Below are 21561 nucleotides of genomic sequence, written 5' to 3' on the forward strand. Positions count from 1 at the left end.
AGGACGATCATCAGATGGAGGTACTGTATAATGAGAGTATTAGAGGTTATTGTTATTGTCGTTATTCTAGCTGCTGCAGGAGGACTACTCTTCGCACGAAGAGATCGGAGACTGGAGGCTTCCCTGTTGGTGTCTCTAGGCTTAGCTCTGCTCCTGCACGGAATTATCGATCAATTCCGCATACAGATGGCTCTGGCGTACCTATTGGCGCTTGTACTGATGCTCGTATTCGCGCTGAGATTAGCTAGACCATCCACCAAGCTGCGTTCCAAATCTCTGCTGTGCAAAAGTCTGTTATCTATTGTAGTGCTGGCTGTCTCTGGCGTATCGGTATATGTTAGTCAGCTGCTGCCGGTCTTCATTGTGCCTGAGCCGACTGGCAGCTATGCCATCGGCACTGTCGTCCAGCATCTCACCGATGAATCCCGCGAGGAAAGCTTCAGCGATGATCCAAGTGACAAGCGGGAGCTTATGGTTAATGTCTGGTACCCCGTTGACCCGGAAGAGGCCGAAGGGAAGAAGCTGGAGCATTATCCATCGGAGCTTGGAGAAGCGATCAGTCTGGTATTCGGATTGCCTAAGCAGCTATTCAGCTACTTGACGACGATTCCAACTCACGTTGTCGATGGAGCGGAGCTGTCTAAGGCGGAAGAGAGCTATCCGGTTCTGCTATTCTCGCCAGGCATTCGCTCGACGCGGTTTCAGAGCATGACGTCCATTGAAGAGCTTGTAAGCCATGGTTATATTGTAGTAGGTATGGATCATCCTTATACATCGGCTAAGGTAACGTTCCCTGATGGCCGCGATATCTTCTATAGGCCAGACCCTGCATTCGACACCTCGACAGAGCTGTATGAGTACAACGTCGAAGGCGTCGGCGTTCGCGCAGCAGATGCAAGCTTCGTACTCGACACTCTGACAGCAGGGAATGAGGCAGACCCTAATGGGATGTTCGAAGGGAAATTCGATCTGGAGCATATCGGCATATTCGGACACTCCTACGGAGGAGCGACAACGGCGGAGGCGATGGCGCTGGACGAACGCTTCAACGCGGGTGTTAGCTTGGAAGGCGGGTTCTGGGGAGAAGTAGCCCATACCGGCCTGACGCAGCCTTTTATGTATATGATGACCGCTGGTACTGCCGCCAGCCTTGATCCCTTGAATACGAAGAAGGACAAGGTATTCTATGAGGAATTTGCTCCTGATCTTGATTCTGCTATGATGGCAAGCAAGAGCGATACGTATTATTTGATTGTCGATCATTTCATCCATCAGAGCTTCACAGAGATCGCGCTGCTGTCACCGCAGCTATTCTCCGCAGAATTGGACCCCCTGCATAATGTTGATATTACGAGATCGTACGTTCGAGCTTTCTTCGATCAATATTTAGAAGGGGAGCCGCAGCAGCTATTGGATGGTCCGTCGGTGGATTATCCGGAAGTGAAGTTCGACGAGAAATATACGATCAAGAGATAGGAAGAGAGGCGGGGCAGGTATGGAAGGAATGACGCGAGGGGAGCTGGCGAAGCGCACGGGGCTTAGCATGGCGACGATTCGTTATTATGAGGATAGCGGCGTTCTGCCTGCTCCTGAGCGGGTGGCGAATGGATATCGTATCTATACGGACGATTATTTGGTCAAGATCAAGTTCATCAAGGATGCCAAGTCTCTGGGCTATTCGCTTAAGGAGATTCAAGAAGTGCTGCATCTGCTCGGGCGGGAGATGGAGACGGAGGGCCTCAAGGAGCTCGTGCGGAACAAGATTGCAGAGATTGAAGAACGCGTTCAGTCGCTCCATGCCATCCAAGCCGTGCTGACGAGCTTGCTGGAGACTCCTACTGAGGAGATCAACAGCTATCTAGATTCATTTCAAGCATAGAGTGCCTGTTTGTTTTGAAAATAAAGGACATATCCCCTATACTTAGTAGGCTGCTCGAAATAAGCTATAAGAAATGGAGTATATCATATGTCTTCTACATACCCTAACTGCCCGGAATGTCATTCCGAATATACTTATGAAGACGGGAATCTGTTCGTATGCCCGGAATGCAGTCATGAATGGAGCTTGGAATCAGACGCTGAGCCTAACGAGGATACGAGAATGGTGAAGGATTCGAATGGGAATATTCTAAGCGATGGCGACACGGTGACGGTGATCAAGGATTTGAAGGTAAAAGGAAGCTCATCCGTCCTCAAGATTGGCACACGGGTGAAGAACATCCGTCTTGTTGATGGAGACCATGATATTGATTGCAAAATCGATGGTTTCGGAGCGATGAAGCTCAAGTCTGAATTTGTGAAAAAGATCTAACCGGATTCAGCACGGGATCTTTCATAAGCTGAGGGGAAGCAGATGCTAGGGTGAGCAGCGGCTTCCCCTCTTGCTGTTATAGGGAGTTCAAAGTGATTACGGTCAGCTCTGGCCGGCAATTGAATCGTATAGGCAAGCGGGTCATCCCTATGCCGCGTGTTGTATACACCTGCAGCTGGCTGTCTGGAACGCGATATAAGCCGCTTATATATTTGCCTCCGTAGGGAGGCGTATACACTGCTCCAATAAAAGGCACTCGAACCTGCCCGCCATGGGTATGCCCTGATAGTTGCAGGTCTACTGGCAGCTGGCTGTATTCATCTGCGAAATCCGGCTCATGCGCCAGCAGAATGGTACAGGCATCCTCAGGGATACCCTGCAGCGCTTGTCCAATATCGGGTTGTCCAATCCACGGATCATCTACTCCGGCCAAATAGAGCCGTGCATTCCCCTTTTTAAGCACCGCATGCTTGTTATGAAGAACTTGGAAGCCTGCCTCTGTTAAACCCTCCGTAACGACTCGGTGATTGCCATACGCATCATGGTTGCCCAGAACGGCGTATCGCCCGAGTGGTGCCTGCAGCCTGGACAATATATCGACAGCATCTGAGATATAGGCTGTGGAGTGATCCAGCAAATCCCCTGTAAAACAAATCACATCTGGCTGTGCCTGCTGAACCTGTGCCACGAACTCGATTAGTAAGTCTTGCTTGGTATGAAAGCCTACGTGCAAATCACTTATATGAACAATCCGTAATTGGTTGAAGGATGAAGGAAGCTTCGCGAGTGTAATAGGCACATGGTTGACGTCGATCCAGTAAGGCTCAATCCAGCGTGAATAGACACCGGATAGACTGGCTGCACCAGCGATTCCTACGATAGATTGCAGCGTTCTTTTCAAAAACTTCCGTCGGCTGATAGGTGGTGAATTAGGTAACATATGACCTCCGGTAAAGGTTAGAATGATAGCGAGTATATACAATAACTATAAACGAATGATAGGGCCGATGTGTTACAGCGAAATGACAATGTAAGCCAAATCGCACTTCAAGGCTTGTTCATATGCGTTTTCATCCGTATAATAGGGCAGTGCGGTAATGGAGTAAAGTCAGAAGTTTCGACATAAGGAGCAATAAATCATGCGTATAGCAATTCTAGGCAGCAGCGGCGGTAACTTATTCAATCTGGGAGGGAAAGATCCCGATAAGCTCATTGCTGAAATCGTTAGACAGAGCAGCAGTGCAGGTGTAGAAATTGGCAGCTTGCAATTCATTGCGGCAGCGGAATCGATGGATGCAGCCAAAGAGACAACGGCAGCCTCATTATATGTATGGGATGCAGAGCAGCAGCATATCACCAGAACATTCGAGGGATCGCTGAAGGACACGAACCAAGCGGCGGCACAATCCGATGCGGAAATTTCTAATCAGATTAAGATGGGTCATATCGATGGTCTTATTGTGATGAGCGCTGACCCCAATCATGCCAATAAGCTTGCCATTCTGGCAGCCGCAGAGAAAGGCATTCCTGTCGTTGGGACAGGTGGAACCTCTATGGCGCTTATAAGCTCCAAAGGAGCGAATGTCATCGCTACATCGGGGACGACGGGAACGACGAACCGGACAAGGGCCGTATCTTTTATAGCTTCACTATGCAAGTATTGGGGGATTAAGTATCTTCCTGTTCTAGGGGACTCCCAATCCACTCAACTGCCGGGACCAAGCAGCCCGTGGAAGAGAATTAATCTGAAGGGTATCATGCAGTCTTCACTTCCTGGCTTCATCGCCATGGCAATCGTGCTCGCGATCAGCCAGATTCCTGCTTTCAAGGGGTTAAGTGAAGTATTCGACGTTATGTTGAAGGCTTTGCCCGTCGTTCTAGCCGTTATTGCGGCTAAGCAAGTATCCGATATGGATGAAATATCGATTGTAGCGGGTGTTATTGCTGGTGTGCTGTCTATCGAGGGAGGAATCATCGGCGGTATTATCGGTGGTATCGGAGCGGGACTGCTTGTGCAATTGTTGTTCGTCAAATGTGTACAGTGGCGTTTTCCCATGACGACCGTCAATATTGTGGCTGGCGGGTTCGCTGGTCTGATCTCCGGACTCATCATGTACTACTTGATTGCTCCGTTTGCGCTTCAGGCAGGCGAGTTCATTAAATATCTGATTAATGAAGCTATAGCATTCAATCCTATTGTAGCTGGTATTATTGCGGGTCTCTTAATCTGGCCTGCCATTCTTGGCGGTGTCTATCATGCGGCTATTCTGCCCATTGTATTGCTTGAAATGGAGAAAACGGGTAACAGCTTCTTAGGAGCTGTAGATATGGTTGGTCTGGTTATGGTATCTGCGGGTATCACTCTAGCGAACATTATTGCTCCAAGGGATAAAGGCGAGGCTGCCGTCGCTACACCAGGCTTTCTGATTAATATGGGCTTCGGCACTTTTGTTGAGGCATCATATCCGTTCATGTTCTCTAACAAAATGGTGTTTGCAGGTGCGATCCTTGCTTCTGGTGTAGGTGGGGGACTGGTTGGCTTGTTCAACGTTCGCGGTACCGCTTATGTGCCTTCCTTTATGGGGCCGTTCCTGTCTAATAACTGGGTAGGCTTCTCCATCTCCATGCTGGTCGCCTTGCTGCTTGCGTTCATCATTACGCTGGTGGCGAACAGGATAGTTAAGAAGAAGAGTCAATAAATATAGGCTAGTAGGTAGGGGGCTTTCGCAATGGCGAAAGCCCTTTTTGTCTATTTGCTATGCGTTATCGCCAATCAATCCCTGGGTCCTTCTGCAGCTGAACAGGGATGCCTAAGCTTTGCCCAGCCTCCAGCAGGAACTCCTTGCAGAAGTAGTAGCCGCGGTGGTATACGATCTGTCCCTGGTCGAATTCGAATAGGCGGATATCATGAAGGACTTGCCCCTGCTCTGATTCAGCCAGCACGACGAATACAAGCGTCCCCCATAATGGCTGTAGGGAGACCTGTAGAGCTGGGCCTCTGTGCTTGAGCGAGCCCTCGAGCATCTGCTTCTTCGAGAATTCTTGAAACCCCGGTGTGGCATTATTATAGACCGTATCTCCCAGCATATGAATCATCGTATCTGCATCTCCGCTTCTGATGACCTCCAGCAGCTGATGGAGCAGAGCATTATCAGGATCTTCATGTCTTGCTGCTGGGACTTGATCGAGCGGTGCGCTGCGGAGCTTATGAATATATGCCCTCGAACGGTGCAGTACGGCATATACGGAGCCTTCGGTCATGTGCACCATACCCGCCACTTCGGATGCTGTGAAGCCGAACACCTCCATGAGCAGGAGGATCGCGATTTGCCTAGGTGCTAGGTGCTGCACCAAGACATCGATCGCTTCTATAATCTGATAGGGATCAGCCTGCTGCTCATCCTGTGCTTGCCATTCTTGCTGGGTGTAGGTATGCAGCGGGAGCTTTTGCTTCCGAAGATGATCCACGCGGGTGTTCGTAGCAATCCGGAATAGATAGGATTTGATGGCGAGGGGGTGCCATAATTGCGCCATCGTCGCGAAAGCTTTTAACAACGTATCTTGGAACAAATCATCGCCGTCCCAAGGGGAGCCGGTCAAATACGTACAGTATTTCCACAGAGATTGCCGATGGGGTGCGATCATTTCTTCGAATTTCTGCTGAAGCGCTCGGGTGTCGGTTACAATGGGGTCTAACGGCTCAGACATGCAGTGTCCTCCTACTGTAATTTTTCTTCTATAAGACGTTAAAGGGGGAAGAAATCATACGGTGTCAGGAATAAGATTAATAGCTCTGTCCCTTCATAGTAGCACAATGTCTTCCAGCCATGGAATCTGTTCGTGGGGACCGATCGAGTATAGCAAAAACCCCTCTTAGCAGCAGTAGAGTAATCGTTCTACATAGCCAAGAGGGGTTTTAACCTGATCGTATCGTTATTATTTAACCAGACTTTCCAGAACATTGTCGATCATTTGTGTATTAGCAATAGTGCCTGTGTACAGCCAGCTTGTGTTCGCAGGATATTCGTACAGATTACCATTCTTCACAGCAGGTATATTATTCCATATTGCATCTTGAAGAGCCTCACTGCCGGAATCAATATCGCTGTTGATCAAGAAGATATGGTCTGCATCAAGCTGAGCAAGCTTTTCTAAGGAGATAGGGAGCCAGTTGCCCTCTCCTGAAACGGAGATCTCTTTGACGACCTCTGGAGCCTGTAGGCCCAGATCGTTGTACAAGACTGCGCCAGTCGATAGATCTTGGCTTACCATGAAGAATTGCTTCTGAACGAGCCAGATCGCTGCTGCAGATTGTTCGCCAACAGATTCTGCTAGCTTCGTCTTGGCGTCAGCTGCCTTTGCTTCATAAGTATCAAGCACGGTCTGGGCTTCTTCACTCTTACCTAGAATTTCTCCAATCTTCAGCAATTCCTGTCTCCAGTCATTGTTCTGCGCATCGCCGATCGCATAGGTAGGAGCAATCTTAGCATACTGATCGTATTTATCACCGCTAACCGTATCTGCGGAATCCACGATGATCAGATCGGGACTGAAGCTTGTCACTTGCTCGAATGGCAAATCCCATGAGCTGGTTGGAATGCCTTCCAGGCTGCCTTGCAGATAGTCTTGCACTCCGCTTGGAATGGACCACTGAGCTACTGGCTTCACGCCTAGAGCGACCAGATGATCTTCAAGATAGGAAGCAATAATACGCTGTGGTTTCGCAGGAATAGTTACCTCATGACCCAAACCATCTGTTAGTGTACGTTCAGTTGGAGCCTCTGTTGCTGCTGCTGGAGCTTCTGTGCTTGCAGGGCTCGGCGCATTGGACGCTCCGTTATTTGAATGGCTTCCACAAGCGGCGAGGCAAGTCGAGATTACGAGCATACTAGCCATCACGATCAAAGATTTCTTATTTCCGAACACCATAGTTCCCCCTAAGGATAATGTACTTTTCGTCTGCGTCTAGATGACCTTAACATGATAACAATTATCATTTTCATTATCAACCTCTATTTATGGGGAAAGCGTTCATTCTCAAGCGAAGAGTCATATCCATGAAGACTTGCTAGACCTGATCTGCACCAATTCACCCGAATTAATTTGATCAAAAAATGATATTCTATACCTAGTAGATAAGTTAATTTAACCATTTGGGTATGGGTGAAGGAGTACGACACAGATGACGGTTGCGAATAGAAACAGGTTAGTTGAGGTTAGTAGATTACTATCGAAGGTTGCAATGGGAGAAGCTTACGCAGAGCTAGTTATTAAGAATGGCACATTGGTTAATGTGTATTCTGGGGAGCTGGTTGAGCATATGGATGTAGCTGTTGCTGCTGGTCGGATCGCTTATGTAGGGAACGCGGAGCATACGATTGGACCAGACACAGTTGTAATAGATGCGGTCGGCAAATACATAGCTCCAGGTTTATTGGACGGTCACATGCATGTGGAGAGCACGATGCTGTCGGTCACTGAATTCGCGAAGGCAGCTCTTGCCAAGGGCACGACTGGCATATTCATGGACCCTCATGAAATAGCGAATGTATTCGGCACGGAGGGCGTACGATTGATGCATGAGGAAGGACAGCAGCTCCCGCTCAAAGTATTCACGACATTCCCTTCCTGTGTGCCGGCAACGGATGGGTTGGAGGATGGGGGCGCTAGTCTCGAGGTAGATGATATAAGAGAAGGTATGAAGTGGGATCATGTTGTTGGACTAGGCGAGGTTATGAACTTCCCTGGCGTTGTGTTCGGTGATCCGAAGATGTGCGGAGAAATTGAGGAGACGATCAAGTGGGGCAAGACCGTTACGGGACATTTCCCGAGTGACGATAATCGTATGCTGCAAGCTTATCTGGCGTCTGGTGTGACATCCGACCATGAGACGATAACCCGTGAGCAGGGGCTTGAGAAGGTGCGGCTGGGTATGCATCTGATGATACGCGAGGGCTCAGCTTGGCATGATGTGAAGGAAGTCATCAAGGTGGTAACAGAGGATAAGGTGAATACCTCCAACATCTCACTCGTGACGGATGACGTTAATCCCCAGACGCTGGTGGAGCTCGGACATCTCAATCATGTCGTACGCCGTGCGATTGAAGAAGGCGTTGATCCTGTTACAGCGATTCAGATGGCAACGATTAATGTGGCGCGTTATTTCAAGCTGGAGCAGGACCTCGGCAGTATCGCACCAGGCAAATGCGCAGATCTACTGCTGATTGATGATCTGGCTCAGGTCGTGCCTTCTACGGTTATTACAGACGGACAAGTGGTGTTCAATCAAGGCGAGCTGGTCGTCCAATTCCCGAGCTTCGTCTATCCGGAGCATATCCGGAATTCGATTCATCTGAAGCGGGAGCTGACAGCGGCGGATTTCAAGCTGGCAAGCGTACGCGGCGGCGAGAAGACGAAGGTGAACGTCATTGGCGCTATCGAGAATAGCGCAAGAACAGAGAAGCTGACCGCTGAGCTTGCGGTTGAGCAAGGCATCATTCAGCCAGATGCTAAGCAGGATGTGATTCGTCTAGCCTGTATTGAAAGGCATCATGCAACAGGCCAAATCTCATTAGCCTTCACGAAGGGCTTCCAATTAAAGCGCGGGGCTGTTGCTTCTACGGTGGCGCATGACAGCCATAATCTGCTCGTGATGGGGATTAATGAGGAGGAGATGGCATTCGCAGCCAACGAGCTTGCCCGGATAGGCGGAGGAATGATCGTCGTTGACAATGGCAAAGTGTTGGCGCAAGTACCGATGACTATAGCAGGCCTTATGTCTGAGAAGTCACTTGCTGCTGTCGTTGATGAGGTTGCACAGCTTGAGGAAGCGTGGAGGCAGATTGGCTGTCCATTGAACGCGCCATTCATGACGTTCTCCTTAATTGCGCTGCCGGTTATTCCAGAGATCCGGATATCCAATCGCGGACTTGTTGATGTGACGGCGTTCAAGCTATTGGATGTGGAAGTAGAGTAGCTTCTTAGCATTGCATCCATGCTTGGACAGGATTCAAGCATGGCGATATGATGGAAGGAGCAATAGTCTACGCCGTATACAAAGGATGTCATAGAATGATAATAGTGAGTTCATGCTTAGCGGGCTTAGCCTGCAGATATAATGCTACACATAGCTTGCAGGCCAAGCTTCGTGAGCTTGTGCAGGAAGGCCAAGCGATGATGCTATGCCCGGAGCTGCTCGGGGGATTCTCTACTCCACGCGAGCCAGCCGAGATTGTTGGCGGCAACGGGGAAGATGTACTAGCGGGCAAGGCGAGTGTGATCGAGAAGTCGGGTAACGATGTGACAGAGATGTATATAAGCGGTGCCTATCAGACGCTAGAGATAGCAAGACAAGTAGGCGCCACTACCATTGTACTGAAGGAAAACAGCCCTTCCTGCGGCAGTCAGATGATCTATGATGGCAGCTTCGGGAATCATCGCATGGCGGGTGAAGGTGTCACGACCGCGCTGTTGAGACGAGAGGGATACACAGTCATTTCTGAGAATAATCTACATGATGTATTCTTATAGCCATAAACAAGCCCCAGCCACTGTGCCATCATAGGACAGGGACTGGGGCTTTGTTGTATGAACTTACGTAGTTATCTAATGGCCTGCTTACTTACTGAATACAAGGGCTGCCGCCTTCTTGCGTTCTGTGATATAAGCAGCCGCTCCTAGGAGCAGTGCTAGTCCGACCAGAATAGCGCCGACCCAAGGCAGAGCATTCAAGGTCAGATGTGTTATAACCCATCCGCCGATGAAAGCTCCAACCGCATTGCCGAGGTTTCCGGCGGAATGCGAGGAAGTAGAGGCAAGCGCCGGCGCGGCCTGTGCGAGACTCATAATTCGGACTTGCAGTCCCGGCATGACGGCAAACGATGCAGCGCCCCATAGGAAGATCGTAATGACAGATGCAATCGGGCTATGCACCGTAAAGGTGAAGATGGTAAGAATGACACAGATGAAGAAGTACAGTCCCAATATAGAGGGCATGAGCTTCCAGTCGGCCAGCTTACCGCCGACGATATTGCCGATTGTTACACCACAGCCGAACAATACAAGAATCCAAGTGACACTATGCTCGGTATAGCCGGTTATGTCCTGCAGCAGCGGTGCAATATACGTGAATACGGCGAATAGTCCGGCGTTCCCAAGTGCTCCAATGAGCAGGAATAGCATGAGCTTAGGATGGATGAGAGCACTGATCTGCTGCATAATGCTTGCTGGCTTATCTTGAATGATTCTAGGGATGAAAATAAATACCCCGATCAATGCTGCGATTCCCATCACCGCAATGGCAGCGAACGAAGCTCGCCAGCCGAAGTTTTGACCGATGAAGGTACCAAGAGGCACTCCAATAATATTGGCAATGGTTAGGCCGGCCATCATAATGGACACAGCTCCAGCCCGCTTGTCTGGTCTTACCAGATTAGAGGCAATAACGGCTCCGACACCGAAGAAGGTTCCGTGAGTTAACGCCGTAATGACGCGCGCGGCCATCAGCACACCATAGGTAGGTGCGAATACAGAAAGTGCATTGCCGAGAATGAATAATACCATTAGCAGGCATAGCAGCATTTTTTGCGGAACCTTGTGGGTTAGGAGTGTTAGGATAGGTGCGCCGACAGCTACCCCGAGGGCATACATCGTAATGAGCTGTCCGGCTGAGGAAATGCTCACATTCAGATCCTCTGCAACGTTGGGCAGGAGACCCATAATAACGAACTCCGTCATTCCTATGGCGAAGGCGCCAACGGTAAGAGAGAGGATAGCGATTGGAAAAGGCTCTTTGGCAGCCTTGTTCCTGGTGATGCTCTGCGTATGATTCATGATGCTTCGTTCAACCTTTCTGACTTGCATATTCAACGTAATCGCTCGGATTCCCGGGTACGATCCATAAGACCTATTCCTTATTATTTAATGTATGGCTTCGATAAGCAAGGAAAAAAATTGTGGTGAGCGGACTGTGGCGGTGTTCGGGGTTACGAGAAGAGATCGTTCCAGCGCGAGGCACTCGCGTAAGAAACGATCTCTTTTTGTGCGGCAATTACTTCTCTTCCTTCTTCTTCAGTGCTTCTCGCTCATGCGCCAGCTTTAACTGCTCGTTGCCTTGTGAATAAATATTCTGGAGTGCTTCGTCGATCGTTTGCTCATTGGCAAGAAGGGCATCCGTTTCTCTAGCTGCAATAGATTCGAATAACAGACTGAAGTTTTCGGGCATTTTCTCATATCGACTATAGAGGCTAATTCCATTGGACAATTCGTAGAATGCGTTGAGCGGCGTACCATTGCTCTCAACCTTAAAGGCAGGACGAACGGAGAGAGTCCCATCAATAGTACGTGATAAGGATTTGGCGACTTCATCAGAATTTACATATTTCACAAATTCCCAAGCCAGCTTCTTGTTAGCTGAACCCGTATATACGCCGAAAATATCAGTTAGATGCGTACTTGTAGAAGCATCGGGATCCTGAGGGTTAATAGGCGCAGTCACAATCCCCCAGTTAAGAGGAGAGCTACTGTTTCCTTCTGACTGCGCAATCATAGTTAAGTAGGAGGAGCTTTCCAAGGCAAGAGCAGCCCGGCCGCTAAGAAACATATTATCCTCTCAGCTAGTAGGAATATGTAAGACATTAGATTGGTAGGCGCTGACTACTTCCTCATAGATACTGCGCCAGTTCGGAGAGTCAATCGCAACGCTATTCGCATCAGCACCAATATAAGAGAGCCCTAATGTTTCAGCATAAGTAAGCATCATTCGAACAACGGCATCGCTTGGTTTGGTGTAAGTAAAGATGGAGCTGGCTGCAAGACCGTACATACGTTCATTATCAGAGCCTTCCGTAGGGAATTGTTTGGCTAGTGCAAGCAACTCTGGCCACGTCATACGATCTCGCGGCAATTCAATATTGTATTTCTCGAACAAATCAATATTATAATATAGGGCATTTCAATAAAAAGCTGGAGCCAAGGCATAGAAGCCTCCAGACCCTTGTTTTTTCAGTCACTCTGTCACGAAGGGCATTATTCCATCGAGATCGAACTCATCTTTTTGGATGATGGAATCCAAAGGGTATAACAACCCCTCCTCTACCGCGCTTGCATAATTGAACTCATCTAGAATAATGACATCCGGCTTGCGTTCCTCTATATATTGCTGGAAAGCTTGATTGCGACTAGCTCTAGGCTGGTTAAACAGCCATTGTGTGCTAACGACCTCCAGCTCTACATTTGGATATTTGTTCATAAATAAATTGCCGTATCTTTGGAAAAAAACACTGTCCTGCCAATACATCACCTTCAAAGGGCCATCCATTGTTCCTTCTAGTTCACCCGAATTGTCTTCTTTCGTACAAGCGCCTAATAAAGAAACAGCAAGTACTATGGCCAATATAATCATTGTTCGGGATTTCGCTTGTGTAATCATGGAGACTATTCCTCCTCTAATTCGGTCTTGTATCACTGTGCCTGCATAGCGAACATAACGGTGTAATTTTCATTTTTGCAAACGCTTGCAAGAATGAAGATTTAAAATGAGGAATGCGATTACGCTCCTCACTTGTTAATTTAATACAGATATGTAATTTAGAATATAATATATAGCGCTTTCATTCAGCTGTCAACCCTGTGAGAGAGTAGAATGGGACTTGCTTGTTACAGGAATTATGGTTAAGCTCGGATGTGAATGGTCTTAAATGCTAATCTGTGATAGTATTTATTCCTATATAGAATGAGGAAGTGAGCTAGATGATAAATATAACGATTCCACAGCCAGATGTGACGATTACGAAGCAGAGCAACCCTGTACTGAGCCATATTTATGGCTTCACGGATTTTATCTTGATTCCGCGTGATAAGGGCGGCATTTTTATGTTCTACAATAAGAGTGGCGAGCTGTTGTTCGTGGGCAAAGCGCGTAAACTGAGACCAAGAATCAAGAAGCATTTTGAAGACACCGTATCTGTTATTAAGGACCACAGAGATGAAGTGACCAAGATTGAGATCTGTCTGGTTGAGGATGCTGTAGATAGAGAAATCTACGAAACCTATATTGTGAATAAGCTGAAGGCCAAATACAATGTAGAAAAAGTGCTGTACAAGTAAACAACAGGCTGGGAAAAGGAGCCATAAGCATACGTCCACTCGGACGAGCTTATGGCTCCTTTTTGGCATCTGTACAGGATAAGAGTATTATGCAGGTTCAAGTGAATGAGGAGTACCAGCAACCAGTGGTTGCTTACACCTCTAAAAGGATTTATATTAGATGAAGCAGAAATACGTGGAGCGCTGAGGCTGGCTTGTTTGAATGAACAAGGTTTGGGACAATAATAAACAGATTAATAGGCTGAGCAAGAGGGCTTCGAAAAGAGGACAACAGTATGAATAAACCATCCATCTATGGATTGACGCTTGATCAACTGACAGCTTGGCTGTCTGAGCATGGACACAAGAAATTCCGGGCGACTCAAGTCTGGGACTATCTATATAGAAAACGGGTAACGGAATTTGATGATATGGTCGATGTGAACAAGGATTGTATCCAGGTTCTATCCGAGCATTATGCGATTCAGACGCTAACCGAGCACACGAAGCAGGAATCGGCTGATGGTACGGTTAAGTTCCTGTTCAAGCTTGAGGATGGCAATCTGATCGAGACGGTACTCATGCGTCATAAGTTCGGTCTATCGGTATGCGTAACGACCCAAGTGGGCTGCAACATCGGCTGCAGCTTCTGCGCGAGCGGACTGCTGGCGAAGAGCCGTGATTTGACCAGCGGCGAGATCGTAGGTCAGATTATGAAGGTACAGCTCCATCTCGATGCAGCAGGAAAAGAGGAGAGAGTCAGCCACATTGTAGTTATGGGAATTGGTGAGCCATTCGATAATTATACGAATATATCTGACTTCATCCGTGTCGTCAAGGATCATAAAGGGCTGGCGATAGGCGCTAGACATATTACCGTATCGACGAGCGGGATCGCTAACAAAATCGTAGAATTCGCCGATTCCGATCTGCAAGTGAATCTGGCTGTCTCTCTGCATGCGCCTAACAATGAGCTGCGTACGCGTATTATGAAGATCAATCGGGGCATTCCAATTGAGAAATTAATGGAGTCGATCGATTATTATCTCAGCAAAACGAATCGCAGAATCACGCTCGAATATATTCTGCTGAAGGATGTTAATGACAGCAAGGAGCATGCACTCGAGCTTGCTGAGCTTGTCGGCGACCGCCGTCAGCTAGCGAACGTCAACTTGATCCCTTACAATCCGGTCGATGAGCACAGCCAGTATCAGCGTACAGAGCAGGAATCTGTTCGTGCGTTCTACGATACGCTTAAGAAGCAAGGCATCAGCTGCAGTATCCGTATGGAGCATGGCTCGGATATTGATGCAGCCTGTGGCCAGCTGCGAAGCAAGCAGATTAAATCGGACAAAGGAAGCAAAGTGAAGCAGGATAGTCTTGAAGTTGGTTAAATAAAAGGCGGAGCGGGGTTAGTCCCTGCTCCGTTATTTTTATGTTCTATGGTTGTTGCTGATGCACCATGCATTAGAAGGTCAATAGCGCAGGCGAGGTTCACCAGTAGCGAAAGTAATTTCGCTATTGGGTCCGTGAACGTGCGGATGAGTGGAGATAGCGCAACGAATTTCGTTATTAGCGAAAGGAGCTTCGCGAGTAACGCACAGGGTTTCGTTATTGGCTGAAGCAGCGAGTGTGAGGTCGGCAATAGCGCAGGCGAGGTTCACCAGCAGCGAAAGTAATTTCGTTAACGAGTTAGCCCTAGAGAAATAGGTGCTGGATGGAATGGACTAAACGTTGTCTAAGAAAGAATAAGAGCCTTGAATCCTCACTTCTAATGAAGTGGAGACATAAGGCTCTCGGGGTATGGGAAGTTGTTGCTTAATCCAAAGGCTGCTCTATAACCTCGAAGCCGGCTTCTTTCCAGGCAGCCGTGCCTCCATCGATATAAGCCACGTTCTCGAAGCCCATTTGGTGCAGGATGTAAGCGCCCAGGGCTGCTTGTCCACCAGCTCCGCACGTGATCAGGACGGAACGGCTGCGATCAGCGAGACTTGGTTCGCGCAGCTGCTCGGGTACGTTCAGATCTGCCCGAATCGGCAGCATGCCCAGCGAGATATTGATGCTGCTAGGAATGAGTCCACATGCACCGGCATCTACTGCATCCTGTACGTCGATAACTAGCGTATCCGGGTTAGCATTGATTTGCTCCCGGGCTTCCAATGAAGTGACCCCTTGTACGTGCTCGCGTGCTTCTGTTACCATATCCTGAAAAGTTCTAGCCATGCTGTTGTAGCCTCCTGTCCCTATCGCTGTTGCCATCATTATGGTAATCGTTTATCCCATTATTATACGCTTTGTTTTTTGCCTAGCAGCTCTTGGATATCGGCTTCTATCGCAGCTGGCTCGGTACGTGCGGAGTATTGCTTAAGGACATTTCCTTCGCCATCCACTAGGAATTTGACGAAATTCCATTCAATATCCCCTGTATAGTAAGGAGCTGGAACATTCTCAACGAGATATTGGAACAACGGGCTGGCGTTCTCGCCTTTCACATCGCCTTTGGAGAAGATCGGGAAGGACACCTGGTAATTAAGCGAACAGAAGCTTTTGATTTCTTCATCTGTTCCAGGCTCTTGTCCAGCGAATTGATTGCTTGGGAAGCCTAATACGACAAATCCGTCCTCTTTATACGTATCATACAGTCTCTGAAGACCCTCGTATTGCGGAGTCAGACCGCAGCCGCTTGCCGTGTTGACGATCAGCAGCACATTTCCTTTGTAATCGGCCATTGCTTGTTCACCAGAATCCGTTGTTGCGACACTATAGTTGTATACAGACATTGTTATTAGCCTCCTTAATAGCATTAAATTAATTTGATACAATTTAATTTCACAAAACTAAATATAACGAATAATCATGCTATTGTCAATGCGGCTGAAGTACCTCTAAGCTAAGCAAACAACCCCTGACCAGCTGTGACTATCCAACGCTTTCAGTAGGTCTTCTCCACAGGTGCCTGCTCTAGGTTGCTCTCGCAGCAATTATTAGTTCGATAAATATCGAACATTGATCCTTGTAAGCTGAAGTGGTACACTTATCGTCATGAGAACCTATAAACAACCAGCTGTATCCGAACTGCGGCTCATTACCGTGCTGCATGCTATAAGTGATCCAATCCGGTTGAGAATTGCCGTATGCTTAGCTAGAACGGGAGAAAAGAACTGCTCGGCGCTTGAATATGATATAGCCAAATCCACGTTATCCCATCATGTCAAAATCTTAAGAGAAGCAGGCGTTATTGGTCTGCGTATCGAAGGCAAGCAGCATTATTATTCCATTCGCAAGGATGATCTGGAGGGCTGCTTCCCCGGTATCGTTCGAATGATTATGGAGACGGATGATCAGCTTCTTTTGATGTAGCGAATTCTTTGGCCATGTGAGACAATATATTTCGTCGTGCTAGGTGAAGACATAGGCATAGAACATTGGCTGAAGAAAGGCACTATGATGAAAAAAAGAGTAATGGATATCTTCACAATCATGATAGGAGCGATGCTGTTCGCGCTCGCTGTCAATCTGTTCGTCATTCCCAATGAATTGGGTGAAGGCGGCGTAACGGGAATCACCATCATTTTGTATTATTTAATGGAGTGGTCTCCCGGCCTGGTTAACTTAATTATTAATGTGATCCTATTAATCGTGGGTTATAAGTTTCTAGATAAGAATACGACTATCTACACGATCATTGCTGTTCTATTCAACTCGCTGTTCCTGCATCTGACGGAAAGCTGGCGTATCGCTTCGGATGAGCTGTTCGTGAATGCAATCTTCGGCGGCGTGTTTGCCGGTGTAGGCATCGGACTCATCATTCGAGTTGGTGGAACGACGGCAGGCTCGACCATTATAGCTAAGTTCATGAACAAATATTGGGACTGGAACATCAGCTACGCGTTGTTGTTCTGTGACTTGCTCGTTGCGTTCTCTTCGTATTTCATTATCGGGTCTGAGGCGCTGATGCTGACCATTATCATGCTGTATGTCGCAACGAAAGTAATGGACTTCATTATTGAAGGGGTCAACCCGAAGAAGGCGGTAACGATCATCTCCAAGGAGCAGAGCAAAATCGCTGAGCAAGTGAATGTGCTGATGGACAGAGGCGTTACCGTCTATTACGGTCATGGCTACTATACGAAAACACCGCAGGAGATTCTGTATATTGTCATCAGCAAGCAAGAGCTTAGTATGCTCAAAAAAATCGTGAAGGCTCATGATAAAGATGCTTTCATAACGATTCATGACGTGCGCGATGTATTCGGGGAAGGCTTTATCGATATCTCGAAGTAAATAGGAGCCTCCCTATTCCACAGCCCTGCCGGTGTGGAGCAGGGAGGCTCGGCTTATTAAGATAACGGAATGAGGAATGCGATTCATGATGAACACGAACAGAACCATTCAGATTCAGGCTTTGAAATACGGCAGCGTGCCCCATTATGAATGGGAGACGACACTTCTGGAGCAGACCGATTCCTACATTATTGTGACAGGCGAATACGGCCGTCAATTGCATCATTACACAAAGGGGAAAGTGTTCACGGTTAATAACCGATCCATCGAGTTTTTCTCCTTGAAGGACTGGTTCACCGTTAGCATTAACCTAGTCGATGGTGAGGTTGAAGACTATTATTGCAATATTGCCCAGCCTTCGCAGCTTGTTGATGGCAAGCTGACCTTCGTTGATCTGGATCTGGATTACATTCGGAATAAAGAAGGCATATGGCGAGTCGTTGATGAGGATGAGTTCGAGGTCAATGCCGTCCGGTATCACTATCCGGAGCAGCTAATCCATCAGGCAAGAATGGAATTAGAACGATTCCGCAGCATCGTAGAGCAGCAGCAGTTCCCGTTCGACGGCAAGCTGAATCCTTATGTCGAGGCAGTGAAGCAGCAATGGCCAATCGTTCAGAAGAGATAACGAAAGAGCCTGTTTGTCAGGTGATCTGGATAGTTTATAAATAGCCAAATAGGAACAGTGTACCAACAACTAGAAATGAGGCAAGTTATGAATAAGCTAATGAACAAGCAGATTGCATTGGTATCACGCCCGGTAGGCATGCCGACCGAAGCGAATTTTGAATGTAGAGAAGTGCCCGTGGCAGAGCCGGCGGAAGGCCAAGTTGTCGTTCGAACGATGTATCTGTCAGTCGACCCTTACATGCGAGGCAGAATGAATGACAGTAAATCGTATATTCCTCCGTTCCAGCTAGGTGAAGCGCTCACTGGCGGTGTCGTGGGTGAGATTGTTGCCTCCAAATCCGATGCCTTCAAGGCTGGGGATAAGGTGACTGGCATGCTGGGCTGGAGGCTGTACAATGTTGTGGATGCTGCCGCGGTTCGCGCAGTCGATGATACGAATGTGCCTCTATCCGCCTATTTGAGCATTATGGGCTTAACCGGTCTTACCGCTTATTTCGGCTTGCTTGATATTGGACAGCCAAAGGCTGGCGAGACCGTTGTCGTCTCTGGTGCAGCAGGCGCAGTAGGCATGGTGGTAGGACAGATCGCGAAGATCCAAGGTGCACGTGTTGTAGGGTTAGCAGGTTCCGACGAGAAAGTGAAATTGCTGACTGATGAGCTAGGGTTCGATGCGGCGATTAATTATAAAACAGCTGCTTCACTAAGCGAAGCGCTTGAGCAGGCTTGTCCGAATGGAGTAGATGTCTACTTCGACAATGTGGGAGGCTCGATCTCGGATACGGTCATGGAGCTATTGAATGATTATGCCCGCATTCCGCTCTGCGGCGCGATTTCTTCCTATAACAGCACGGATGGTGATATTGGCCCGCGTATTCATACGAAGCTGATCAAGACGCGCTCTCTCATTAAAGGCTTCGTGCTAAGCGATTATAACTTTCGTCTTGGCGAAGGCATGCAGGCGCTTCGGCAGTGGCTGGCTGAGGGCAAGCTGAAATATGAGGAAACGATTGTTGAAGGCTTCGATCAGGTTCCTGCCGCCTTCATTGCCTTGTTCCAAGGGAAGAATACGGGCAAGATGCTAGTGAAGATTACGGAGACGTAAGGCATAAGGTTCACATGTGAGAAAAGGGGGTTGTTCCTGGAGGTCAGATGACCGGCTAGGACAACCCCCTTGCTCTGGTAACAGACATTTTTTTATAGAAAGACTGCTGCTTATGGTATCCTAAAGGAAATCTTACAGCATGGGGTAGACCCGGCTATGAGGGGAGGACCAACAGCAATGGATCAAACGCTTAAGCCTTATACGCAAAAAGTAATAGCGATCATTAAGAGTATTCCTGAGGGATATGTGATGACGTATGGGCAAGTAGCAGCACTAGCCGGAAGCCCAAGAGGGGCGAGGCAGGTTGTACGCATCCTGCATTCACTCAGCCATATTCATCAACTGCCGTGGCATAGGGTTGTCAACGCCAAGGGCGAGATTGCGATTCAGAGTGATGAGTCCCGCATGAAGCAGACGCTTTATCTCGAGGATGAGGGTGTAGAAGTGGATAGGAACGGACGAATTGAGTTAGAGACGTACCGATATGAGCCTACTAATGAGGATGGCGGATAGACGATGAAGCTGCTGTCAGACAATTGGATGAAATATAAGCCAGCGATGCTCAATCTCCCTATTGATCGGCCGCTAGAGAAAGCGGATTTGATGGTGGAGTCTTTTGTGATGGAGCGGCATGACAAGATTGAGATGTATTATGCACCGCATAATGAATATGTGAACCGCTCAGCGAAGGTTGTCATTGTAGGCATCACGCCGGGATGGACGCAGATGCGAGAAGCATTCCAGACCGCGCGAGAAGGGCTGCGGCAGGGTCTGCCGGATGAGGAAGTCTGCAGAATGACGAAGGAAGCGGCTGGATTCGCAGGTCCAATGAGGCGTCATTTGATTCAGATGCTTCAGGAGCTGGAGCTGCATCATTATCTCGGCATAGCTTCTAGCAGCGAGCTGTTTCATGAGCAGCGCCAATTGCTGCATACGACCTCGCTGCTGCGCTATCCTGTATTCGTCTCGAAGAAGAACTACACGGGGACGGTGCCCGCATTATCCACAAGCCCGCTGCTGCGTGAGCCTGCGTTGTCTTTCATTCAAGAAGAGCTGACATTGCTGGACAAACCGTTCATCATTCCGCTGGGCAAAACCGTCGAGAGTATTCTTCGCCTGCTGGTACAGGAAGGACAAGTGGATAGTGAGCGCTGCTTATGGGGATTTCCTCATCCATCAGGGGCGAATGGGCATCGGCATAAGCAATTCAGCGACAACTATGCCAACATGGCGCAGCTGCTGAAGCGGGCTTTTGAATAATAAGCAGAGAGCTCGAGATTGGGAAACAGCAAGGGGAGAGATGCGTGGTTATACTATTGAATGGGCTGGCAGCTATGGTGCTGCTAGCTGTGCTAACCATTGTCTATCGGAGCTGGAGGAACGGGATTTCTCCAATGCCTTCATCTGCTCCTGTAAGGCAAGCCGTTACAGCTGAGATTAGTCGGCTGCCGCAGAAGGCTGGGAATCTGATCGAGGCGGGCTCAGGCTGGGGGACGCTAGCGCTGCAAATTGCGAGAAACTGTGCAGGCTGGAGCATCATTGGAATCGAGAATGCCTCTCTGCCGCTATGGTTCTCCCGAGCCGCAGGGAAGCTCAGCCCAAGCCAAGGGAGCAGGAGCAAAGCGGTTTTCCTGCGCGGTGATTTGTACCAGTATCGATACGAGCATGCCGATGCTGTTGTCTGCTATCTTTATCCAGGAGCCATGAAGCGGCTGAGTCCTATTCTGAGAGAGCAGCTGGCGCCGGGAGTGCGAGTCATTAGTGTGTGCTTCGCACTGCCTGGCTGGGAGCCTGAGCGTGTGGTCACCTGCAAGGATATGTATCGGACCAAGATATATATCTATCACGCTGGCTCGGCAGCTTAATTAGCCTAGATAGATGAGACAATCTGTCCAGATATTTTGAGGAGAGGTCATTAGCGCGATATCTTTGAGAAATGAGTTGAGTATGAGTTAGCTGATAGCGCGTGACGGAACACTGCATTTCGTACAGCAGAATGAGCGAATGTAGCAGGATAACCACCTCCAGACTGCATTTCTGGACCTCTGTCAAGAAAGTGGACAACATCAATCATTTAGCTTCCCCTTTTGTAATACATGGACTCAAACTGAACAGGCGATACGTACCCTAAAGTTCCGTGAATTCGCTT

24 protein-coding genes are annotated in these 21561 nt (G+C 48.4%); 15 read left to right on the forward strand and 9 right to left on the reverse strand.

Annotated features, from left to right (window positions below; translation table 11 throughout):
• The first annotated feature begins 30 nt into the window (after positions 1–30).
• From AC6ESP_RS27725 to AC6ESP_RS27735, 3 genes are all read left to right on the forward strand, one after another.
• A complete protein-coding gene (locus tag AC6ESP_RS27725) occupies positions 31–1476 on the forward strand; it encodes an alpha/beta hydrolase family protein (protein ID WP_497099996.1) in 1446 nt (481 codons plus the stop codon).
• Positions 1477–1495: 19 nt separating this feature from the next.
• Positions 1496–1879 (forward strand): MerR family transcriptional regulator, encoded by a 384-nt coding sequence (locus tag AC6ESP_RS27730; protein ID WP_497099997.1) that lies wholly within the window; start codon positions 1496–1498, stop codon positions 1877–1879.
• An 87-nt stretch (positions 1880–1966) separates the two neighbouring features.
• Entirely contained in the window at positions 1967–2311 is a 345-nt protein-coding gene (locus AC6ESP_RS27735) for a zinc ribbon domain-containing protein YjdM (RefSeq protein ID WP_497099998.1), read from the forward strand.
• 76 nt (positions 2312–2387) lie between these two features.
• Here AC6ESP_RS27735 and AC6ESP_RS27740 read toward each other — a convergent pair whose 3' ends face one another.
• Entirely contained in the window at positions 2388–3251 is an 864-nt protein-coding gene (locus AC6ESP_RS27740; protein ID WP_497099999.1) for a metallophosphoesterase, read from the reverse strand.
• A gap of 199 nt (positions 3252–3450) precedes the next feature.
• On the opposite strand from AC6ESP_RS27740, the gene AC6ESP_RS27745 reads away from it, so the two are divergent.
• Positions 3451–5010 carry a PTS sugar transporter gene (locus AC6ESP_RS27745; RefSeq protein ID WP_497100000.1) on the forward strand — a complete coding sequence of 520 codons (1560 nt, stop codon included), beginning with the start codon at positions 3451–3453 and terminating at the stop codon, positions 5008–5010.
• 64 nt (positions 5011–5074) lie between these two features.
• Here AC6ESP_RS27745 and AC6ESP_RS27750 read toward each other — a convergent pair whose 3' ends face one another.
• Together AC6ESP_RS27750 and AC6ESP_RS27755 are read right to left on the reverse strand one after the other, a co-directional pair.
• Complete coding sequence (locus AC6ESP_RS27750; protein ID WP_497100001.1) at positions 5075–6019, reverse strand: sigma-70 family RNA polymerase sigma factor; 945 nt, start codon at positions 6017–6019, stop codon at positions 5075–5077.
• Between the two features lie 228 nt (positions 6020–6247).
• On the reverse strand, positions 6248–7240 hold the full coding sequence (locus tag AC6ESP_RS27755; RefSeq protein ID WP_497100002.1) for an iron-hydroxamate ABC transporter substrate-binding protein: 993 nt from the start codon (positions 7238–7240) through the stop codon (positions 6248–6250).
• 253 nt (positions 7241–7493) lie between these two features.
• Between AC6ESP_RS27755 and ade the strand changes: the two genes are divergently transcribed.
• Positions 7494–9287: an adenine deaminase gene (gene ade, locus AC6ESP_RS27760; protein WP_497100003.1), complete on the forward strand. Its 1794-nt coding sequence runs from the start codon at positions 7494–7496 to the stop codon at positions 9285–9287.
• A 95-nt stretch (positions 9288–9382) separates the two neighbouring features.
• Positions 9383–9841: a 2-thiouracil desulfurase family protein gene (locus AC6ESP_RS27765; RefSeq protein ID WP_497100004.1), complete on the forward strand. Its 459-nt coding sequence runs from the start codon at positions 9383–9385 to the stop codon at positions 9839–9841.
• Positions 9842–9928: 87 nt separating this feature from the next.
• Here AC6ESP_RS27765 and AC6ESP_RS27770 read toward each other — a convergent pair whose 3' ends face one another.
• The 4 genes from AC6ESP_RS27770 to AC6ESP_RS27785 form a co-directional block, all read right to left on the reverse strand.
• Complete coding sequence (locus tag AC6ESP_RS27770) at positions 9929–11143, reverse strand: MFS transporter (RefSeq protein WP_497100021.1); 1215 nt, start codon at positions 11141–11143, stop codon at positions 9929–9931.
• Positions 11144–11360: 217 nt separating this feature from the next.
• The gene (locus tag AC6ESP_RS27775; protein ID WP_497100005.1) at positions 11361–11912 is read right to left on the reverse strand and encodes an extracellular solute-binding protein; all 552 of its coding nucleotides are present in this window, start codon (positions 11910–11912) and stop codon (positions 11361–11363) included.
• A gap of 9 nt (positions 11913–11921) precedes the next feature.
• The gene (locus tag AC6ESP_RS27780) at positions 11922–12200 is read right to left on the reverse strand and encodes a hypothetical protein (RefSeq protein ID WP_497100006.1); all 279 of its coding nucleotides are present in this window, start codon (positions 12198–12200) and stop codon (positions 11922–11924) included.
• 117 nt (positions 12201–12317) lie between these two features.
• A complete protein-coding gene (locus AC6ESP_RS27785) occupies positions 12318–12740 on the reverse strand; it encodes a hypothetical protein (RefSeq protein WP_497100007.1) in 423 nt (140 codons plus the stop codon).
• A 320-nt stretch (positions 12741–13060) separates the two neighbouring features.
• Between AC6ESP_RS27785 and AC6ESP_RS27790 the strand changes: the two genes are divergently transcribed.
• Positions 13061–13417, forward strand: coding sequence for a nucleotide excision repair endonuclease (locus tag AC6ESP_RS27790; RefSeq protein WP_497100008.1), 357 nt, complete (start codon positions 13061–13063; stop codon positions 13415–13417).
• A 275-nt stretch (positions 13418–13692) separates the two neighbouring features.
• A complete protein-coding gene (gene rlmN, locus AC6ESP_RS27795) occupies positions 13693–14790 on the forward strand; it encodes a dual-specificity RNA methyltransferase RlmN (protein ID WP_497100009.1) in 1098 nt (365 codons plus the stop codon).
• 424 nt (positions 14791–15214) lie between these two features.
• Here rlmN and AC6ESP_RS27800 read toward each other — a convergent pair whose 3' ends face one another.
• Positions 15215–15619, reverse strand: coding sequence for a rhodanese-like domain-containing protein (locus tag AC6ESP_RS27800; RefSeq protein WP_497100010.1), 405 nt, complete (start codon positions 15617–15619; stop codon positions 15215–15217).
• A 62-nt stretch (positions 15620–15681) separates the two neighbouring features.
• Complete coding sequence (locus AC6ESP_RS27805; protein WP_497100011.1) at positions 15682–16176, reverse strand: glutathione peroxidase; 495 nt, start codon at positions 16174–16176, stop codon at positions 15682–15684.
• A 262-nt stretch (positions 16177–16438) separates the two neighbouring features.
• Here AC6ESP_RS27805 and AC6ESP_RS27810 point away from each other — a divergent pair, with 262 nt between their 5' ends.
• The 7 genes from AC6ESP_RS27810 to AC6ESP_RS27840 all read left to right on the forward strand — a co-directional run bounded on the left by AC6ESP_RS27810 (position 16439) and on the right by AC6ESP_RS27840 (position 21277).
• Complete coding sequence (locus tag AC6ESP_RS27810; protein WP_497100012.1) at positions 16439–16756, forward strand: ArsR/SmtB family transcription factor; 318 nt, start codon at positions 16439–16441, stop codon at positions 16754–16756.
• Between the two features lie 87 nt (positions 16757–16843).
• Positions 16844–17680, forward strand: a complete 837-nt coding sequence (locus AC6ESP_RS27815) for a YitT family protein (RefSeq protein ID WP_497100013.1) — start codon at positions 16844–16846, stop codon at positions 17678–17680.
• A gap of 85 nt (positions 17681–17765) precedes the next feature.
• Positions 17766–18308, forward strand: coding sequence for a DUF402 domain-containing protein (locus tag AC6ESP_RS27820; RefSeq protein WP_497100014.1), 543 nt, complete (start codon positions 17766–17768; stop codon positions 18306–18308).
• Between the two features lie 87 nt (positions 18309–18395).
• On the forward strand, positions 18396–19412 hold the full coding sequence (locus tag AC6ESP_RS27825) for an NADP-dependent oxidoreductase (RefSeq protein ID WP_497100016.1): 1017 nt from the start codon (positions 18396–18398) through the stop codon (positions 19410–19412).
• 177 nt (positions 19413–19589) lie between these two features.
• Entirely contained in the window at positions 19590–19925 is a 336-nt protein-coding gene (locus AC6ESP_RS27830; protein ID WP_497100017.1) for an MGMT family protein, read from the forward strand.
• 3 nt (positions 19926–19928) lie between these two features.
• Entirely contained in the window at positions 19929–20672 is a 744-nt protein-coding gene (locus AC6ESP_RS27835) for a uracil-DNA glycosylase family protein (protein WP_497100018.1), read from the forward strand.
• Between the two features lie 44 nt (positions 20673–20716).
• Positions 20717–21277: a class I SAM-dependent methyltransferase gene (locus tag AC6ESP_RS27840; protein WP_497100019.1), complete on the forward strand. Its 561-nt coding sequence runs from the start codon at positions 20717–20719 to the stop codon at positions 21275–21277.
• Positions 21278–21561: the final 284 nt, after the last annotated feature.

It is taken from the genome of Paenibacillus xinjiangensis (assembly GCF_059686975.1).

Excerpts from the sequence above, each read along its gene's own strand:
- AC6ESP_RS27725 (WP_497099996.1), top strand. The coding sequence starts at position 31 with ATGAGAGTATTAGAGGTTATTGTTATTGTCGTTATTCTAGCTGCTGCA.
- AC6ESP_RS27730 (WP_497099997.1), top strand. The coding sequence starts at position 1,496 with ATGGAAGGAATGACGCGAGGGGAGCTGGCGAAGCGCACGGGGCTTAGC.
- AC6ESP_RS27735 (WP_497099998.1), top strand. The coding sequence starts at position 1,967 with ATGTCTTCTACATACCCTAACTGCCCGGAATGTCATTCCGAATATACT.
- AC6ESP_RS27740 (WP_497099999.1), bottom strand. The coding sequence starts at position 3,251 with ATGTTACCTAATTCACCACCTATCAGCCGACGGAAGTTTTTGAAAAGA.
- AC6ESP_RS27745 (WP_497100000.1), top strand. The coding sequence starts at position 3,451 with ATGCGTATAGCAATTCTAGGCAGCAGCGGCGGTAACTTATTCAATCTG.
- AC6ESP_RS27750 (WP_497100001.1), bottom strand. The coding sequence starts at position 6,019 with ATGTCTGAGCCGTTAGACCCCATTGTAACCGACACCCGAGCGCTTCAG.
- AC6ESP_RS27755 (WP_497100002.1), bottom strand. The coding sequence starts at position 7,240 with ATGGTGTTCGGAAATAAGAAATCTTTGATCGTGATGGCTAGTATGCTC.
- ade (WP_497100003.1), top strand. The coding sequence starts at position 7,494 with ATGACGGTTGCGAATAGAAACAGGTTAGTTGAGGTTAGTAGATTACTA.
- AC6ESP_RS27765 (WP_497100004.1), top strand. The coding sequence starts at position 9,383 with ATGATAATAGTGAGTTCATGCTTAGCGGGCTTAGCCTGCAGATATAAT.
- AC6ESP_RS27770 (WP_497100021.1), bottom strand. The coding sequence starts at position 11,143 with ATGAATCATACGCAGAGCATCACCAGGAACAAGGCTGCCAAAGAGCCT.
- AC6ESP_RS27775 (WP_497100005.1), bottom strand. The coding sequence starts at position 11,912 with ATGTTTCTTAGCGGCCGGGCTGCTCTTGCCTTGGAAAGCTCCTCCTAC.
- AC6ESP_RS27780 (WP_497100006.1), bottom strand. The coding sequence starts at position 12,200 with ATGACGTGGCCAGAGTTGCTTGCACTAGCCAAACAATTCCCTACGGAA.
- AC6ESP_RS27785 (WP_497100007.1), bottom strand. The coding sequence starts at position 12,740 with ATGATTACACAAGCGAAATCCCGAACAATGATTATATTGGCCATAGTA.
- AC6ESP_RS27790 (WP_497100008.1), top strand. The coding sequence starts at position 13,061 with ATGATAAATATAACGATTCCACAGCCAGATGTGACGATTACGAAGCAG.
- rlmN (WP_497100009.1), top strand. The coding sequence starts at position 13,693 with ATGAATAAACCATCCATCTATGGATTGACGCTTGATCAACTGACAGCT.
- AC6ESP_RS27800 (WP_497100010.1), bottom strand. The coding sequence starts at position 15,619 with ATGGCTAGAACTTTTCAGGATATGGTAACAGAAGCACGCGAGCACGTA.
- AC6ESP_RS27805 (WP_497100011.1), bottom strand. The coding sequence starts at position 16,176 with ATGTCTGTATACAACTATAGTGTCGCAACAACGGATTCTGGTGAACAA.
- AC6ESP_RS27810 (WP_497100012.1), top strand. The coding sequence starts at position 16,439 with ATGAGAACCTATAAACAACCAGCTGTATCCGAACTGCGGCTCATTACC.
- AC6ESP_RS27815 (WP_497100013.1), top strand. The coding sequence starts at position 16,844 with ATGAAAAAAAGAGTAATGGATATCTTCACAATCATGATAGGAGCGATG.
- AC6ESP_RS27820 (WP_497100014.1), top strand. The coding sequence starts at position 17,766 with ATGATGAACACGAACAGAACCATTCAGATTCAGGCTTTGAAATACGGC.
- AC6ESP_RS27825 (WP_497100016.1), top strand. The coding sequence starts at position 18,396 with ATGAATAAGCTAATGAACAAGCAGATTGCATTGGTATCACGCCCGGTA.
- AC6ESP_RS27830 (WP_497100017.1), top strand. The coding sequence starts at position 19,590 with ATGGATCAAACGCTTAAGCCTTATACGCAAAAAGTAATAGCGATCATT.
- AC6ESP_RS27835 (WP_497100018.1), top strand. The coding sequence starts at position 19,929 with ATGAAGCTGCTGTCAGACAATTGGATGAAATATAAGCCAGCGATGCTC.